The following is a 14,096-nucleotide window of genomic DNA, read 5'->3' on the forward strand; positions in this document are numbered from 1 at the left end:
TGCTCGGTGTTGCGTCACATCTTCTTGTACGCGTCGACCACCGCCTGGCCCTCGGCCCCGGCCTTTTCCAGCCATTCCTTGAGCATGGTGTCGCCGACCTTCTTCATGTCGGTCTTGAGTGCCGCGGAAGGCACATGCACGGTCATGCCATTCTTCTTGAGCAGGTCCAGGTACTCGAGGTTCTTCTTCTTCGAGAGCTCCCAGCCGCGTTTCTCGGCATCGGCGGCGGCCTTGAGTACGGCGTCCTGCGTCGGCTTGTCGAGCGCGTCGAAGGCCTTCTTGTTCATGAGCACCGCGTTCTTGGGCAGCCAGGCCTGCGTGTCGTAGAAGTTCTTGATGTATTCGTAGGTCTTGGTGTCGTAGCCGGTGGAGCCGGAGGACATGTACGACTCGATCACGCCCGTGGCCATGGCCTGCGACAGCTCGGCCTGCTGCACCGTCACCGGCTGTGCACCGACCAGTTCGCCGATGCGCGCGGTGGCGGGACTGTAGGCGCGCCACTTCACGCCTTTGAGGTCGGCGGCCGAAGCGATTTCCTTCTTCACGAAGATGCCCTGCGGCGGCCAGGCCACCGTGTAGAGCAGCACGATGCCCTGCTCGGCCAGCTTCTTTTCGAGCACGGGCTTCTGCGCCTGATAGAGCTTCCAGGCGGCGTCATAGCTGTCGGCAAGGAAGGGGATGCCATCGGCGCCGAACATCTGCCATTCGTTCTGGTAGTTGACCAGCAGGATCTCGCCGAGTTGCGCCTGTCCGCCCTGCACCGCGCGCTTGATCTCGGGCGCCTTGAACAGCGACGCATTGGCGTGCACGGTGATCTTGAGCTTGCCGCCACTGCCCTTTTCGACATCGCTCGCGAACTGGGTGATGTTCTCGGTGTGGAAGTTGGTCGCCGGGTAGGCGGTGGGCAGGTCCCACTTGGTCTGCGCGAAGGCTGCGGCGCCAAGGGTGAGGCCCGCCAGGGCAATGCCGAACTTGTGATTCATGAGCGCTCCGGAACGTATGAAAGTGAAAACGAACGCGAGCATACGTGCAAATTCCGGGCCACTCCTGAGGCATTTCCCTGCCACGCGGCGCTGCGCAGCGGCCTGCCTTGCTGCTGCGGTGCACGCAAAAAAGCCGCCCTGCGGCGGCTTTCACAGTGTTGCGGGGCATGCCGCGCGCGCGGCATCGGCCCGCAGGCCCCGGGGCGTTTCGATCAGGGCTTGGCCGGCTTGGCAGCGGCTGCCTTGGCGGGCTTTTCCGCCTTGGCGGCAACTGCTTCGCCTGCGGTGCCGCCAAAGGTTTTGCCGTTCACCGTGAGTCCTTCGGCCGACAGCTTCCCGGCCTTCTTTTCCTTCACGCCTTTCACGCGTTGCATGAAGTCGGGCCAGTCCTTGAACTCGCCTTCCTTGCGTGCGTCGAGGATGCGCTTGGACATTGCAGGACCGACGCCCTTGATGCCGTCGAGATCGGCCGCCGTGCCCTTGTTGACATCGACCGCGGCGAACGAGGCAGCCGCCAACAGCATGGCCATCACGGCCAGGATTTTCTTCAGCATGATTTTCAAACTCCCTGATTTGTTGAGATCACAGTTCGCCGGCAGAAGACGCCGGCTCGCGTTCAACGGTTCAGGGAAAGGCGCGTTGACGGTCTCGCGCCCTGTGGGAGGCGCGTTCACCATTGTTCCGAAAGGTGTTCGGAATGTGGCTCAGAGCTCCTCGACACGCCGCGGCGGATAGCTGTCCCAGGCCTGGCATCCGGGGCAGTGCCAGAAATGCTGGTGCGCCTCGAAGCCGCATGCGGCGCAGCGGTAGCGCATCAGCGGCCGGGTGGCCTGGTCGAGGGCCCGCTGCACCTGCGGGTGGAACTGCTCGTGCTCGAAGCGCTCGCCGGCAAGCCAGCGCGAGGCGGCAACCAGCGAGGGCTGCTGGGCGAGGTGCGCGATGTAGCCGTCGCGCGGAGCGAGCGGCTGGCCGTTGGCGGCCGGAATCGCGCTGGTCGGCGAGCCGCCGAGCGCGATCAGCGCTTCGAGCACGTCGATCGAGGGCGAATCGTCATAGTGCCTTTGCAGCAGCGCGAGTGCCTCGCCCTCGCGGTGGGCGGCGACCGCGGCCTGCTGCAGCGCAGCGGCATACAGCGGCAAGGCGAGCGGGGCGGTGTCGCTCAGCGCGACGAGGGTGTCGAAGGCCTTGGCACCGTCGCCATTGCGCAGTTGCAGCGTGGCGGAGTCGATGGCGGGGCGGGGCGCCTGCGGGGCCAGCGCGACCGCCTCGGCAAGCAGCCGGCCGGCCGCGGCCAGGTCGCCGGCCGCCACCTGCTCGGAGGCTTGCTCGCAGAGGTGATGGGCTCGGCGCGTGCTGTAGCTGGCCTGGTCAGACTCGTCGAGCTTCTGCGCCACCGCGGCGGCCTGCGCCCATTCGCGCGAGCGCTCGTAGATGGCCAGCAGTGAAAGCCGCGCCTCGTTCTCGTAGCGCGTGCCCTCGAGTTTTTGCAGCGCGGCTTCGGCGCGATCGAGCAGTCCGGCGCGCAGGAAATCCTGTGCCAGCGCGTGCTGGGCGCGCTCGCGGTCGCTGCGGCTCAGGTCGCCGCGCCCCAGCAGATGCTCGTGCACGCGCACCGCGCGCTGGTATTCGCCGCGCCGGCGAAACAGGTTACCCAGCGCGAAGTGCAGTTCCTGCGTGTCGGGATCGTTCTGCACGGCCTCGATGAAGGCATCGATGGCCTGGTCCTGCTGTTCGTTGAGAAGAAAGTTGAGGCCGCGGAAATACGCCTTTGGGGCTTGCCGGTTCTCGAGCTTGAGCTGCCGGATGTCGAAGCGCGAGGCGAGCCAGCCCAGCACGAAGGCAACGGGCAGGCTGATCAGCAGCCAGCTGGGATCAAAGTCCATGTTGGCGTACGGTGGGTAGGTCGGTGGCGGAAATGGACGGCGGCGGCGCTGCCGGGGCAGGCGTGGATGACGCAGGCGCCGCGGCTTCGTCGCCGCGCGCAGCCGGAACCTGCGCCGCCGCCGCACGGTGCTTCCACCATCCGGGCAGCATGCCGAGCGCGCCCACCACGAGGCCGCCGGCGAAAGCTGCGAGCACGACGAGCACCAGGGGCGCGCGCCAATGCGTGCCGAAGAAGAAATAGACGGTCGCGTCGTGCTGGTTGTTCAGCGCGAAAGCAAAAAGCGTAAAAAAAATGGCTGCCTTGAGCAGCCACAGGAGGTATTTCATAGCCGTTCCCGTTGCCGGGAGCATTCTACGTTTGCATCCATGCGATCAGGCCTTGCGGCCCTTGGCGTCGAGCTCGGCGGTCTTGGCGTCGACGGCCTCGCGCAATGCCTTGCCCGGCTTGAAGTGGGGCACCCGCTTTTCGGGGATCTGAACGCTTTCGCCCGAACGCGGGTTGCGGCCGATGCGCGGCGGACGCCGGGTGACCGAGAAGCTGCCGAAGCCACGGATCTCGATGCGGTGCCCGCGCACCAGCGCGTCGCTCATCGCGTCCAGGATGGTCTTGACGGCGTATTCGGCATCGCGGTGCGTCAGCTGTGCGAAGCGCGCTGCGAGTTCTTCGACGAGGTCAGAGCGGGTCATAGGCCAAACAAAAACGTGGACGAAAAAAAAGACAGAGCGGCCCCAGGGCCTGCTCTGTCTTCGGGGGCAGCTTACTTGCTGTCGTTGTTGTCGAGCTTGGCGCGCAGCAGGGCGCCCAGGCTCGTCGTGCCCGCGTTTTCGCGTGCCGACTGCTGGCTCAGGTTGGCCATGGCGCCTTGTTCGTCGACCATGTCCTTCTGCTTGATGGACAGCTGGATGTTGCGGGTCTTGCGATCCACGTTCACGACGATGGCGGTGACTTCGTCGCCTTCCTTGAGCACGTTGCGGGCATCTTCGACGCGGTCGCGCGAGATTTCCGAAGCACGCAGGTAGCCGATGATGTCTTCGCCGAGGTCGATTTCAGCGCCGCGGGCGTCAACCGTCTTGACCTTGCCGGTCACGATCTGGCCCTTGTCGTTCACCGTGGTGAAGGTGGTGAACGGGTCGCTGTCGAGCTGCTTGATGCCCAGCGAGATGCGCTCGCGGTCGACGTCGACGGCCAGCACGATCGCTTCGACTTCCTGGCCCTTCTTGTAGTTGCGAACGGCGGTTTCGCCGGCTTCGTTCCACGAGAGGTCCGAGAGGTGCACCAGGCCGTCGATGCCGGCAGCCAGACCCACGAACACGCCGAAGTCGGTGATCGACTTGATCGGGCCCTTGACGCGGTCGCCACGCTTGGTGTTTTGCGCGAACTCTTGCCACGGGTTGGCCTTGCACTGCTTCATGCCCAGGCTGATGCGGCGCTTGTCTTCGTCGATCTCGAGGACCATGACTTCGACTTCGTCGCCCAGCGAGACGATCTTGTTCGGAGCGATGTTCTTGTTGGTCCAGTCCATTTCGGAGACGTGCACCAGGCCTTCGATGCCGGGTTCGAGTTCGACGAACGCGCCGTAGTCGGCAATGTTCGTGACCTTGCCGAACAGGCGGGTCGATTGCGGGTAGCGGCGCGAAACGCCCATCCACGGGTCGTCGCCCATTTGCTTGAGACCCAGCGAGACACGGTTCTTCTCGGTGTCGAACTTGAGGATCTTGGCGGTGATTTCCTGGCCGGCCTGAACGACTTCGCTCGGGTGGCGGACGCGGCGCCATGCCATGTCGGTGATGTGCAGCAGGCCGTCGATGCCGCCGAGGTCCACGAACGCACCGTATTCGGTGATGTTCTTGACCACGCCGCGCACGACTGCGCCTTCCTTCAGGGTTTCCATCAGCTTGGCGCGCTCTTCGCCCATGCTGGCTTCGACCACGGCACGGCGCGACAACACGACGTTGTTGCGCTTGCGGTCGAGCTTGATGACCTTGAATTCGAGGGTCTTGTTCTCGTACGGGGTCAGGTCCTTGATCGGACGCGTGTCGATCAGCGAGCCCGGCAGGAAGGCGCGGATGCCGTTGACGAGCACCGTGAGGCCGCCCTTGACCTTGCCGCTGGTGGTGCCGGTGACGAAGTCGCCCGATTCCAGGGCCTTCTCCAGGGCGAGCCACGAAGCGAGGCGCTTGGCGGTGTCGCGCGAGAGGATGGTGTCGCCGTAGCCGTTTTCAACGCTGCCGATGGCAACGGAAACGAAATCGCCGGCCTGGACTTCGAGTTCGCCCTTGTCGTTCTTGAACTCCTCGATCGGCACATACGCTTCGGACTTGAGGCCGGCGTTGACCACCACGTGGTTGTGTTCGACGCGCACGACTTCGGCCGTGATGACCTCGCCGGTGCGCATTTCGGAACGCTTCAGGGACTCTTCGAATAGGTCGGCAAAAGATTCAGACATTGATGGTTCCTTCCGTCAGGCAGGGTTGGCAGTCGCTATTGCGAAATTGCGTGCGGCTGCTGTAGGTCTGGAGACGGCGGTTTTGTGGGCGTGAGCCCGGGTTGGTTGAACAACCAGCAGGCCGGTGCGCTGTCGCGCGAGAAGAGCCTGCTGGAGCGGTATGCGCTGCCCCGGAATCCGGTTGGCGCGAGCCCTTCAGGCGGGCCTGAAAGGCTGTGGCTTCCAACCGCTCAAGCGGGCTTGAACGGCTGCTTTTCCTGCCACCAGTTCAACACCTGGTCGATCGATTGCTCGATGGACAGCTGGGAGTTGTCGAGGTGGCGGGCATCCTGCGCCGGCCTGAGGGGAGCGACGCTGCGGGACGAATCCCTGGCGTCGCGTGCTTCCAAGTCGGAGCGAAGACTGTCAAGTGTAGTTGAAATACCCTTTGAAATCAACTGCTTATGCCGGCGTTCGGCCCTCTGGGCGGCGCTGGCCGTGAGAAAGACCTTGAGCGCCGCGTCGGGGAAGATCACGGTGCCCATGTCGCGGCCGTCGGCCACCAGGCCCGGGAGCTGCCGAAAGCGCTGCTGCAGGGCCAGAAGCGCCTCGCGCACCGCGGGAAGCGTGGAGACGCGGGAGGCGTCCATGCCGGCGGCTTCGGTGCGGATTTCGTCGCTCACGTCCTCGCCGGCCAGCAGCACCTTGCCCTCGGTGAAATGCAGGGGCAGGGCGGCCGCCAGGGCGGCGATCTGCGTCTCGTGCTGCGGCTCGGCGCCGAGCCCGGCGCGCCGCATGGCCAGGCCGGTCACGCGGTAGAGCGAGCCCGAATCCAGGTAGTGGTAGCCCAGCAGGCGCGCCACCTCGGCTGCGAGCGTGCCCTTGCCCGAGGCGGTGGGGCCGTCGATGCAGATCACCGGCACCTCGGGCGCCTCGGCCACCGAGAACAGCGTTTCGAAATAGTCCGGGAAGGTCTTGGCAACGCAGTGCGGCTCCAGGATGCGCACCGGCAAGCCCGCCGGGTTGAACGCCGCGAGCGAGAAGCACATGGCCACGCGATGGTCGTCGTAGGTGCGGATGCTTGCCGCCTGCCAGCCCGAGCGCTCCAGAGGATGCACCCGGATGAAATCGGGGCCGGATTCGACCGTGGCGCCGAGCTTCCTGAGCTCGTTGGCCATGGCGTCGATGCGGTCGGTTTCCTTGACGCGCCAGCTGGCGATGTTGCGCAGGGTGCTCGGGCCGTCGGCATAGAGCGCCATCACGGCCAGCGTCATCGCGGCATCGGGGATGTGGTTGGCGTCTAGGTCGATGGCCTTGAGTGGCCAGGCGCCGCGGCGCACGTCGAGCCAGTTCGGCCCGCTGTCGACCTGCGCGCCCATTTGCCGCGCCGCCTCGATGAAGCGGATGTCGCCCTGGATCGAATCGGCGCCCACGCCTTCGATCCGGATGCTGGCCTGTCCGGAAGCGCCTGTGGCAATGGCGCCGAGTGCTATGAAATAGCTGGCAGACGAGGCGTCGGCCTCGACGTGGATGTCGCCCGGCGAGCCGTAGCGGCTGCCCGCGGGGATGGTGAAGCGCTCCCAGCCCTCGCGACGCACCGCAATGCCGAAGCGCGCCAGCAGGTTGAGCGTGATCTCGATGTAGGGCTTGGAGATCAGCTCGCCGACCACTTCGATCACGATGTCCTTCCGGGCTGCGAGTGGCAGTGCCAGCAGCAGCGCGGTCAGGAACTGGCTCGAGACGTCGCCGCGCACCCGGATCGGGGCGTCCAGCACCAGCGCGCCGTGATCGACCGGCCGGATGCGCAGCGGCGGGTAGCCAGGGTTGCCCAGGTAGTCGATGCGGCAGCCGAGCTGGGTCAGCGCATCGACCAGGTCGCCGATCGGCCGCTCGTGCATGCGCGGCACGCCGCTGAGCTCGAAATCGCCGCCGAGCAGCGACAGCGCGGCGGTCAGCGGACGCATCGCAGTGCCGGCGTTGCCGAGAAAAAGCGGCAGCAACGGGCCACCGGACTTCAGCTGGCCGCCGATGCCGGTGATGCGCAGCGTGCTGCCCGCTGCATCGATGCCGCAGCCGAGCGCGCGCAGCGCATCGAGCATCACGCGGGTGTCGTCGGAGTCGAGCAGGTCGTGGACGGTGGTGGTTCCGCTCGCCAGCGCGGCCAGCAGCAGCACGCGGTTCGAAATGCTCTTGGAGCCCGGCAGCCGCACGGTGCCCGAAGCCCCGGCCAGTGCGGGAATGTCGAGGAATGCCGTCGAGAACATGTCAGGAGTCCTGGGAGGCGTCGGTGTTGGGCTGCCAGGCGGCGCGGACCTTGCTGGCGGCGGCGATCGAATGCTCCAGCGCCTGGGCGTCGCCGGCCGTGACCAGCGCCTCGAGCTCGAGCAGCGCCTTGCGGAATGCCTGCGATTGCAGCAGCACCTGCTCGCGGTTGGCGAGCAGCACGTCGCGCCACATGACCGGATCGCTGGCCGCAATGCGCGAAAAATCGCGAAACCCCGGCCCTGCAAGGCGCAGGAAATCGTCGCCCTGCGGTTGCGCGATCAGGGCGTTGAGGTAGGCAAAGGCCAGCAGGTGCGGCAGGTGGCTCACGGCCGCGAAGGCGCTGTCGTGCTCCTCGTGCGTCATGGTGACGACATTGGCGCCGATGCCGCTCCAGATCTGCGAGGCGCGCTGCACGTTCGAGCGCAGCGTGGCCTTGACCGGTGTCAGCACGACCTTGCGGCCGGCGTAGAGCGAAGCTTCGGCGTGCTCGATGCCGGACACTTCCTTGCCGGCGATCGGATGGGCCGGGACGAAGTGGGCGAACTGGTCTTGCAGGCCGTTGCGAGCGGCTTCGATCACGTCGCCCTTGGTCGAGCCCACGTCCATCACGAGCGTATCGTTCGAAATGCCGTGGCGGATGGCCTTGAAGGTGGCTTCCGAGGCCGCCACCGGCACCGCCAGCAGCACGAGGTCGGAACCCGAGACCGCCAGCAGCGCGGAAGGCGCCGCCACGTCGATCACGCCGAGCTGGCGCGCCCGCTCGGTGGTGGAGGGCGACTTGCTGTAGCCGACCACGCGTTTCACGAGCTTCGCGCGCTTGAGCGCGAGCGCGAAGGAGCCGCCCATGAGGCCGCAGCCGATCAATCCCAATTGCTCGAACATGGTGCTTGTCCGGCTCAGGCTTTGACAGGGTAGGCGCCCAGCACCTTGTAGAACGCGCAGAGACCGCGCAGCTCGGCCAGCGCCGCAGCCACGTTGGGCTGCGAGGGATGGCCGTCCAGGTCGATGTAGAAGTAGTACTCCCACTGGCCGGTGCGCGCCGGGCGCGACTCGAACCGGGTCATGGACACGTTGTTGACCTTCAGCGGCACCAGCAGGTCGTGCACGGCGCCGGGACGGTTCGGCACCGAGACGATCAGGCTCGTGCAGTCGCGCCCCGAGGCCGGCGGCATGGCCAGCGTCTGCGGCAGGCAGATCACGGAGAAGCGGGTGCGGTTGTACGAATCGTCCTGGATCGCATGCGCCACGATGTGCAGGCCGAATCGCGTGGCGGCGCGTTCGCCAGCCAGTGCGGCCCAGGCCGGGTTGGTGGCCGCGAGCCGCGCGCCTTCGGCGTTGCTCGAAACGGCGCGCCGCTCGGCATTGGGCAGGTGCTTCGACAGCCAGGTCTGGCACTGCGCCAGCGCCTGCGGGTGGGCCAGCACGGCCTCGATGCCCTCGAGCGTATTGCTGCTGCGCAGCAGATGGTGGCGCACCAGCAGGCTGACTTCGCCGACCACGTGGGTGGGCGAATGCAGGAACAGGTCGAGCGAGCGCGTGACCACGCCTTCGGTCGAGTTTTCGACGCCCACCACGCCGTACTGGGCGCTGCCGGCCGCCGTGGCGTGGAACACCTCGTCGAAGCTGGCGCAGTAGATCAGGTCGGCGGCGCCGCCGAAGTATTCGATGGCGGCCTGTTCGCAGAAGGTGCCCTCGGGGCCGAGCACGGCGACCCGCTGCGGCGATTCGAGCGCCAGGCAGGCCGACATGATTTCGCGCCAGATGGCGGCCACATGCAGGTCCTTGAGCGGGCCCGCATTGCTCTTTTGCATCTTCTCGATGACCTGGGCCACGCGGTCGGGGCGGAAATACGGGGTGCCTTCGCGCTTCTTGACCTCGCCCACCAGCTCTGCCACGTGGGCCCGCTCATTGAGCAGGCTGAGCAGTTGCTGGTCGAGCGAATCGATCTGCACGCGCAGACCGGCAAGGCTTTCGGAGTTGTCGGGAGAGGAGGGCGGTGTTGGAGCGGAGGCGGTCATCGGTGCGAGCAGCTGGGCATGCGCCTAGGCATGCGATCGCTCGAATTCTCGCATGTAGCTCACAAGTGCTCGTACACCTTCCAGCGGCATGGCGTTGTAGATGCTCGCGCGCATGCCGCCGACCGACTTGTGGCCCTTGAGCTGCAGCAGGCCGGCCTCGCGCGCGCCGGCCAGGAAGGCGTCGTTGCGGCTTTCGTCGCGCAGGAAGAACGGCACGTTCATGCGCGAACGGCAGTCCGGGTCGATCTTGTTGAGGTAGAACGAAGAGGCGTCGATGAAGTCGTACAGCAGCTTCGCCTTGGCAATGTTGCGCTGTTCCATGGCGGCCACGCCGGTCAGCGCGCCTTCGGTCTGCTGCAGCAGCCACTGGAACGTCAGCCCCGCCATGTAGATGCCCCAGGTCGGCGGGGTGTTGTACATGGACTTGTTGTCGGCCACGATCTTGTAGTTGAACGCGCTGGGGCAGATCTCGAGCGCGTGCCCGAGCAGGTCGTCGCGCACGATCACCAGTGTGAGCCCGGCCGGCCCGAGGTTCTTCTGCGCACCGCCGAAGGCCAGGCCGACACGGCGCCAGTCGACGCTGCGCGAGGCCACGTGTGACGAAAAATCGATGACCAGCGGCGCATTGCTGCCAAGGGCCGCGAGGTCGGGCAACTGCTGGAACTCGATGCCATTGATGGTCTCGTTGGTGCACAGGTGCACGTACGAGGCCTCCTTGCTGAGCTGCCAGGTCGAGGGATCGGGCAGCCGCGTGTGGTGGTCGCCGGCGTTGCTGGCGGCGATGTTCGCCGTGCAGTAGCGCTGCGCTTCCTTCTGCGACTTGATGCTCCAGCTGCCGGTGATGACGAAGTCGGCGGCAGTGCCGCGCGACAGGTTCATCGGCACGATGGCGTTCTCGCCAAGGCCGCCGCCCTGCATGAAGAGGATGTGGAAGTGCTCCGGCACGGCCAGCAGCGTGCGGATGTCGGCTTCGGCCTGGGTGCAGATCGCGCCGAATTCCTTGCCGCGATGGCTCATTTCCATCACGCTCATGCCGCTGCCCTGCCAGTCGAGCATCTCGGCGGCGGCGCGTTGCAGCACCGCCTCCGGCATGGCGGCCGGACCGGCGGAAAAGTTGTACGGGCGCGTGCCGGCCGGCTGGTGCTGCTGTGGAGTCACGTCACTTCTTGGCGGGAGCCTTGGCCGGTGCCTTGGCGGGAGCGGCGCCTTGCGAGCCGCCGGTGGGTGCACCCAGGGCCTTGGCCACGTTTTCGTCGAGCGCGCGCATCTTCGGCTCGATGGTGGCGCGGGTGTCGCTCACGAGCTTCTCGGTCAGCGCGGTCTGCATCTTGGGGTTGAGGTCCTGGTACTTCTTGCTGAGCGGCGAGTTGATCCAGGCCAGCAGTTGCTTGAGCTCGTCTTCGCTGAAGTTCTGCTCGAGCAGCGGGGTCAGGGCTCCGGGTGCCAGTTGCACGGCCTTGTCGCGCACGATCGGATACGCCTCGTCGAAGTACTTCTTGAGTTCGGCGTCGGCAGCCTTGGCGGCCGATTCGCGCTTGGCTTCGGGCACTTGCGTCTGCAGATACTGCGAGCCGGCTTGCGCGATCGGGGCGCTCGATTGCTCGACCAGGCCGCGGGCCAGCGATTCGATGCCGGGGCGCTGCACGTCGATGAACTGCTTGATGAGCGCAGCCTTGTCCTGGGCCATGGCGGCCATCGAGCTGCCGGCCAGGGCGACGGTCAGAAGTGCGAGCTTGAATTTTTTCACTGAGGATTCTCCGTTGAAGATGAGGAAGTATCGTCTGCGCCAGGCTCACTCTCGCCGTTGGCGTCGTTTTCGACGATACGTTGTAGCCCGCTGAGTTTGGCGCCTTCGTCGAGCCCGATCAGCGTAACGCCCTGCGTTGCGCGACCCAGCTCGCGAATCTCGGCTACCCGGGTGCGCACGAGCACGCCCTTGTCGGTGATGAGCATGATCTCATCGTCCGCATGCACGAGGGTGGCGGCAACGACCTTGCCGTTGCGCTCACTCTGTTGAATCGCAATCATGCCTTTGGTTCCGCGGCCGTGGCGCGTGTACTCGGTAATGCTTGTGCGCTTTCCGTAACCATTTTCCGTGGCGGTGAGAACGCTCTGCTGCTCGTCCTCGGCCACCAGCATCGCGATCACGCCTTGCCCCGGGTCGAGCGACATGCCGCGCACGCCGCGCGCGTTGCGGCCCAGCGGGCGCACGTCTTCCTCGTCGAAGCGCACGGCCTTGCCGCCGTCGCTGAACAGCATCACGTCGTGCTTGCCGTCGGTGAGTGCGGCACCGATGAGGTAGTCGCCCTCGTCGAGGTTCACGGCAATGATGCCGCCCTTGCGCGGGTTGTTGAATTCGTCGAGCGTGGTCTTCTTGACCGTGCCCATGGAGGTGGCCATGAACACGTACTGGTCGGCCGGGAAATTGCGCTTCTCGCCGGTCAGGGCGAGCGCCACGTTGATCTTCTCGCCTTCCTGCAGCGGGAACATGTTGACGATGGGGCGCCCGCGCGAGCCGCGCGAACCCGCCGGCACTTCCCACACCTTGAGCCAGTACAGCCGGCCGCGGTTGGAGAAGCACAGGATGTAGTCGTGCGTGTTGGCGATGAAGAGCTGGTCGATCCAGTCGTCTTCCTTGGTGACGGTGGCCTGCTTGCCGCGTCCGCCCCGTTTTTGCGCGCGGTACTCGTTCAGCGGCTGGCTCTTGATGTAGCCGCTGTGCGAAAGCGTGACCACCATGTCGGTGGGCGTGATCAGGTCTTCGGTCGAGAGGTCGTAGGCGCTGTGCTCCACCAGGCTGCGGCGCGCGCCGAGCTTGGACTGGCCGAACTCCTGCTTGATGGTGCCGAGTTCTTCGCCGATGATGACCGAAACCCGCTCGGGTTTGGCCAGGATGTCGAGCAGGTCGTCGATCTCGGCCATGACCTCCTTGTACTCGGCAACGATCTTGTCCTGCTCGAGGCCGGTCAGGCGCTGCAGGCGCATCTGCAGGATTTCCTGGGCCTGCGTTTCCGACAGGCGGTAGAGGCCATCCGAGCCCATGCCGAATTCGCGTTCCAGGCCCTCGGGGCGGTAGTCGTCGGCATTGACCACGCCGCCGTCCGCGCGCGAGCGCGTGAGCATCTCGCGCACCAGTTTGCTGTCCCAGCTGCGGGTCATCAGTTCGGCCTTGGCGACCGGCGGAGTGGGCGACTCGCGGATGATGCGGATGAACTCGTCGATGTTGGCCAGCGCCACCGCCAGGCCTTCGAGCACGTGGCCGCGTTCGCGCGCCTTGCGCAGCGTGAAGACGGTGCGGCGCGTGACCACTTCGCGGCGGTGCTGCAGGAAGACCTCGATCAGGTCCTTCAGGTTGCACAGCTTGGGCTGGCCGTCGACCAGCGCCACCATGTTGATGCCGAAGGTGTCCTGCAGCTGGGTCTGCTTGTACAGGTTGTTGAGCACCACCTCGGGCACCTCGCCGCGCTTGAGCTCGATGACCAGGCGCATGCCCGACTTGTCGGACTCGTCCTGGATGTGGCTGATGCCCTCGATCTTCTTTTCGTGCACCAGCTCGGCCATGCGCTCCTGCAGTGTCTTCTTGTTGACCTGGTAGGGGAGCTCGTCGACGATGATCGCCTGGCGCTGGCCGCGGTCGATGTCCTCGAAGTGGCACTTGGCGCGCATCACGACCTTGCCGCGGCCGGTGCGGTAGCCATCCCGCACGCCATTGATGCCGTAGATGATGCCGGCGGTCGGGAAGTCGGGCGCCGGCACGATTTCCATCAGCTCGTCGATGGTGGCCTGCGGATTGCGCAGCAAGTGCAGGCAGGCGTCCACCACCTCATTGAGATTGTGCGGCGGAATATTGGTGGCCATGCCCACCGCAATACCGCCGGAGCCATTCACCAGCAAATTCGGCAGTTTGCTCGGAAGGACCTTTGGTTCTTTTTCGGAGCCGTCGTAATTGTCTTGGAAATCGACAGTTTCCTTGTCGATATCGGCCAGCATTTCGTGTGCAATTTTGGCCAGCCGGATTTCCGTATACCGCATTGCGGCCGCATTGTCTCCGTCGACCGACCCGAAGTTGCCCTGGCCGTCGACCAGCATATGGCGCATGGAAAAGTCCTGCGCCAGCCGCACGATGGTGTCGTAGACCGATTGGTCGCCATGCGGGTGGTACTTGCCGATCACGTCGCCCACGATGCGGGCGGACTTCTTGTAGGCCCGGTTCCAGTCGTTGTTGAGCTCGTGCATGGCATACAGCACGCGCCGGTGCACAGGCTTGAGGCCGTCGCGCGCATCGGGAAGCGCCCGGCCCACGATCACGCTCATGGCGTAATCGAGATAGCTGCTGCGCATTTCCTCTTCGAGACTGATGGGCAGGGTTTCTTTGGCGAAGGAGGTCATTGAGCAAGAGGCTGGCGGCAGGAAGGCGAAATTTTACGCTCTGAGGGGTGTCGCACCGCCGCAACACAAGGCCGCTATTCCGCCTCCGTCCTACGCTTCCGGGGTGTCCAGCGGCCTGTTTGCCAAAGACC

Annotated in this window: 12 protein-coding genes; all 12 read right to left on the reverse strand. The window is 65.6% G+C overall.

Annotated features, from left to right (window positions below):
- Positions 1-14 precede the first annotated feature (14 nt).
- The 12 genes from IB278_RS20350 to gyrA all read right to left on the reverse strand — a co-directional run bounded on the left by IB278_RS20350 (position 15) and on the right by gyrA (position 13,965).
- Complete coding sequence (locus IB278_RS20350) at positions 15-983, reverse strand: TRAP transporter substrate-binding protein (RefSeq protein ID WP_145741790.1); 969 nt, start codon at positions 981-983, stop codon at positions 15-17.
- A gap of 212 nt (positions 984-1,195) precedes the next feature.
- Positions 1,196-1,660, reverse strand: coding sequence for a ComEA family DNA-binding protein (locus IB278_RS20355; protein ID WP_225613029.1), 465 nt, complete (start codon positions 1,658-1,660; stop codon positions 1,196-1,198).
- A 27-nt stretch (positions 1,661-1,687) separates the two neighbouring features.
- A complete protein-coding gene (lapB, locus tag IB278_RS20360) occupies positions 1,688-2,866 on the reverse strand; it encodes a lipopolysaccharide assembly protein LapB (RefSeq protein WP_145741791.1) in 1,179 nt (392 codons plus the stop codon).
- On the reverse strand, positions 2,856-3,194 hold the full coding sequence (locus IB278_RS20365; RefSeq protein ID WP_145741793.1) for a lipopolysaccharide assembly LapA domain-containing protein: 339 nt from the start codon (positions 3,192-3,194) through the stop codon (positions 2,856-2,858). Before IB278_RS20365 ends, lapB begins: the two co-directional genes overlap by 11 nt.
- Before the next feature lie 45 nt (positions 3,195-3,239).
- Positions 3,240-3,554, reverse strand: a complete 315-nt coding sequence (locus IB278_RS20370; protein ID WP_012746756.1) for an integration host factor subunit beta — start codon at positions 3,552-3,554, stop codon at positions 3,240-3,242.
- Between the two features lie 71 nt (positions 3,555-3,625).
- Positions 3,626-5,314, reverse strand: coding sequence for a 30S ribosomal protein S1 (rpsA, locus tag IB278_RS20375; RefSeq protein WP_012746757.1), 1,689 nt, complete (start codon positions 5,312-5,314; stop codon positions 3,626-3,628).
- A 230-nt stretch (positions 5,315-5,544) separates the two neighbouring features.
- Complete coding sequence (locus IB278_RS20380; protein ID WP_192325075.1) at positions 5,545-7,557, reverse strand: bifunctional 3-phosphoshikimate 1-carboxyvinyltransferase/cytidylate kinase; 2,013 nt, start codon at positions 7,555-7,557, stop codon at positions 5,545-5,547.
- A 1-nt stretch (position 7,558) separates the two neighbouring features.
- The gene (locus IB278_RS20385; RefSeq protein ID WP_192325077.1) at positions 7,559-8,440 is read right to left on the reverse strand and encodes a prephenate dehydrogenase; all 882 of its coding nucleotides are present in this window, start codon (positions 8,438-8,440) and stop codon (positions 7,559-7,561) included.
- Between the two features lie 14 nt (positions 8,441-8,454).
- A complete protein-coding gene (gene pheA, locus IB278_RS20390) occupies positions 8,455-9,576 on the reverse strand; it encodes a prephenate dehydratase (RefSeq protein WP_145741799.1) in 1,122 nt (373 codons plus the stop codon).
- A 24-nt stretch (positions 9,577-9,600) separates the two neighbouring features.
- Positions 9,601-10,734: a 3-phosphoserine/phosphohydroxythreonine transaminase gene (serC, locus tag IB278_RS20395; RefSeq protein ID WP_192325079.1), complete on the reverse strand. Its 1,134-nt coding sequence runs from the start codon at positions 10,732-10,734 to the stop codon at positions 9,601-9,603.
- Position 10,735: 1 nt separating this feature from the next.
- Positions 10,736-11,323: a DUF2059 domain-containing protein gene (locus IB278_RS20400; protein WP_124956859.1), complete on the reverse strand. Its 588-nt coding sequence runs from the start codon at positions 11,321-11,323 to the stop codon at positions 10,736-10,738.
- Complete coding sequence (gyrA, locus tag IB278_RS20405) at positions 11,320-13,965, reverse strand: DNA gyrase subunit A (protein ID WP_145741802.1); 2,646 nt, start codon at positions 13,963-13,965, stop codon at positions 11,320-11,322. Before gyrA ends, IB278_RS20400 begins: the two co-directional genes overlap by 4 nt.
- Between the last annotated feature and the right edge of the window lie 131 nt (positions 13,966-14,096).

The organism is Variovorax sp. VRV01, from assembly GCF_014852545.1.
Classification (GTDB): domain Bacteria; phylum Pseudomonadota; class Gammaproteobacteria; order Burkholderiales; family Burkholderiaceae_C; genus Variovorax; species Variovorax beijingensis_A.

Coding starts and splice junctions, on each gene's coding strand:
- lapB (WP_145741791.1), bottom strand. CDS start 2,866: ATGGACTTTGATCCCAGCTGGCTGCTGATCAGCCTGCCCGTTGCCTTC.
- IB278_RS20355 (WP_225613029.1), bottom strand. CDS start 1,660: ATGGTGAACGCGCCTCCCACAGGGCGCGAGACCGTCAACGCGCCTTTC.
- IB278_RS20385 (WP_192325077.1), bottom strand. CDS start 8,440: ATGTTCGAGCAATTGGGATTGATCGGCTGCGGCCTCATGGGCGGCTCC.
- IB278_RS20370 (WP_012746756.1), bottom strand. CDS start 3,554: ATGACCCGCTCTGACCTCGTCGAAGAACTCGCAGCGCGCTTCGCACAG.
- pheA (WP_145741799.1), bottom strand. CDS start 9,576: ATGACCGCCTCCGCTCCAACACCGCCCTCCTCTCCCGACAACTCCGAA.
- rpsA (WP_012746757.1), bottom strand. CDS start 5,314: ATGTCTGAATCTTTTGCCGACCTATTCGAAGAGTCCCTGAAGCGTTCC.
- IB278_RS20350 (WP_145741790.1), bottom strand. CDS start 983: ATGAATCACAAGTTCGGCATTGCCCTGGCGGGCCTCACCCTTGGCGCC.
- IB278_RS20365 (WP_145741793.1), bottom strand. CDS start 3,194: ATGAAATACCTCCTGTGGCTGCTCAAGGCAGCCATTTTTTTTACGCTT.
- IB278_RS20380 (WP_192325075.1), bottom strand. CDS start 7,557: ATGTTCTCGACGGCATTCCTCGACATTCCCGCACTGGCCGGGGCTTCG.
- gyrA (WP_145741802.1), bottom strand. CDS start 13,965: ATGACCTCCTTCGCCAAAGAAACCCTGCCCATCAGTCTCGAAGAGGAA.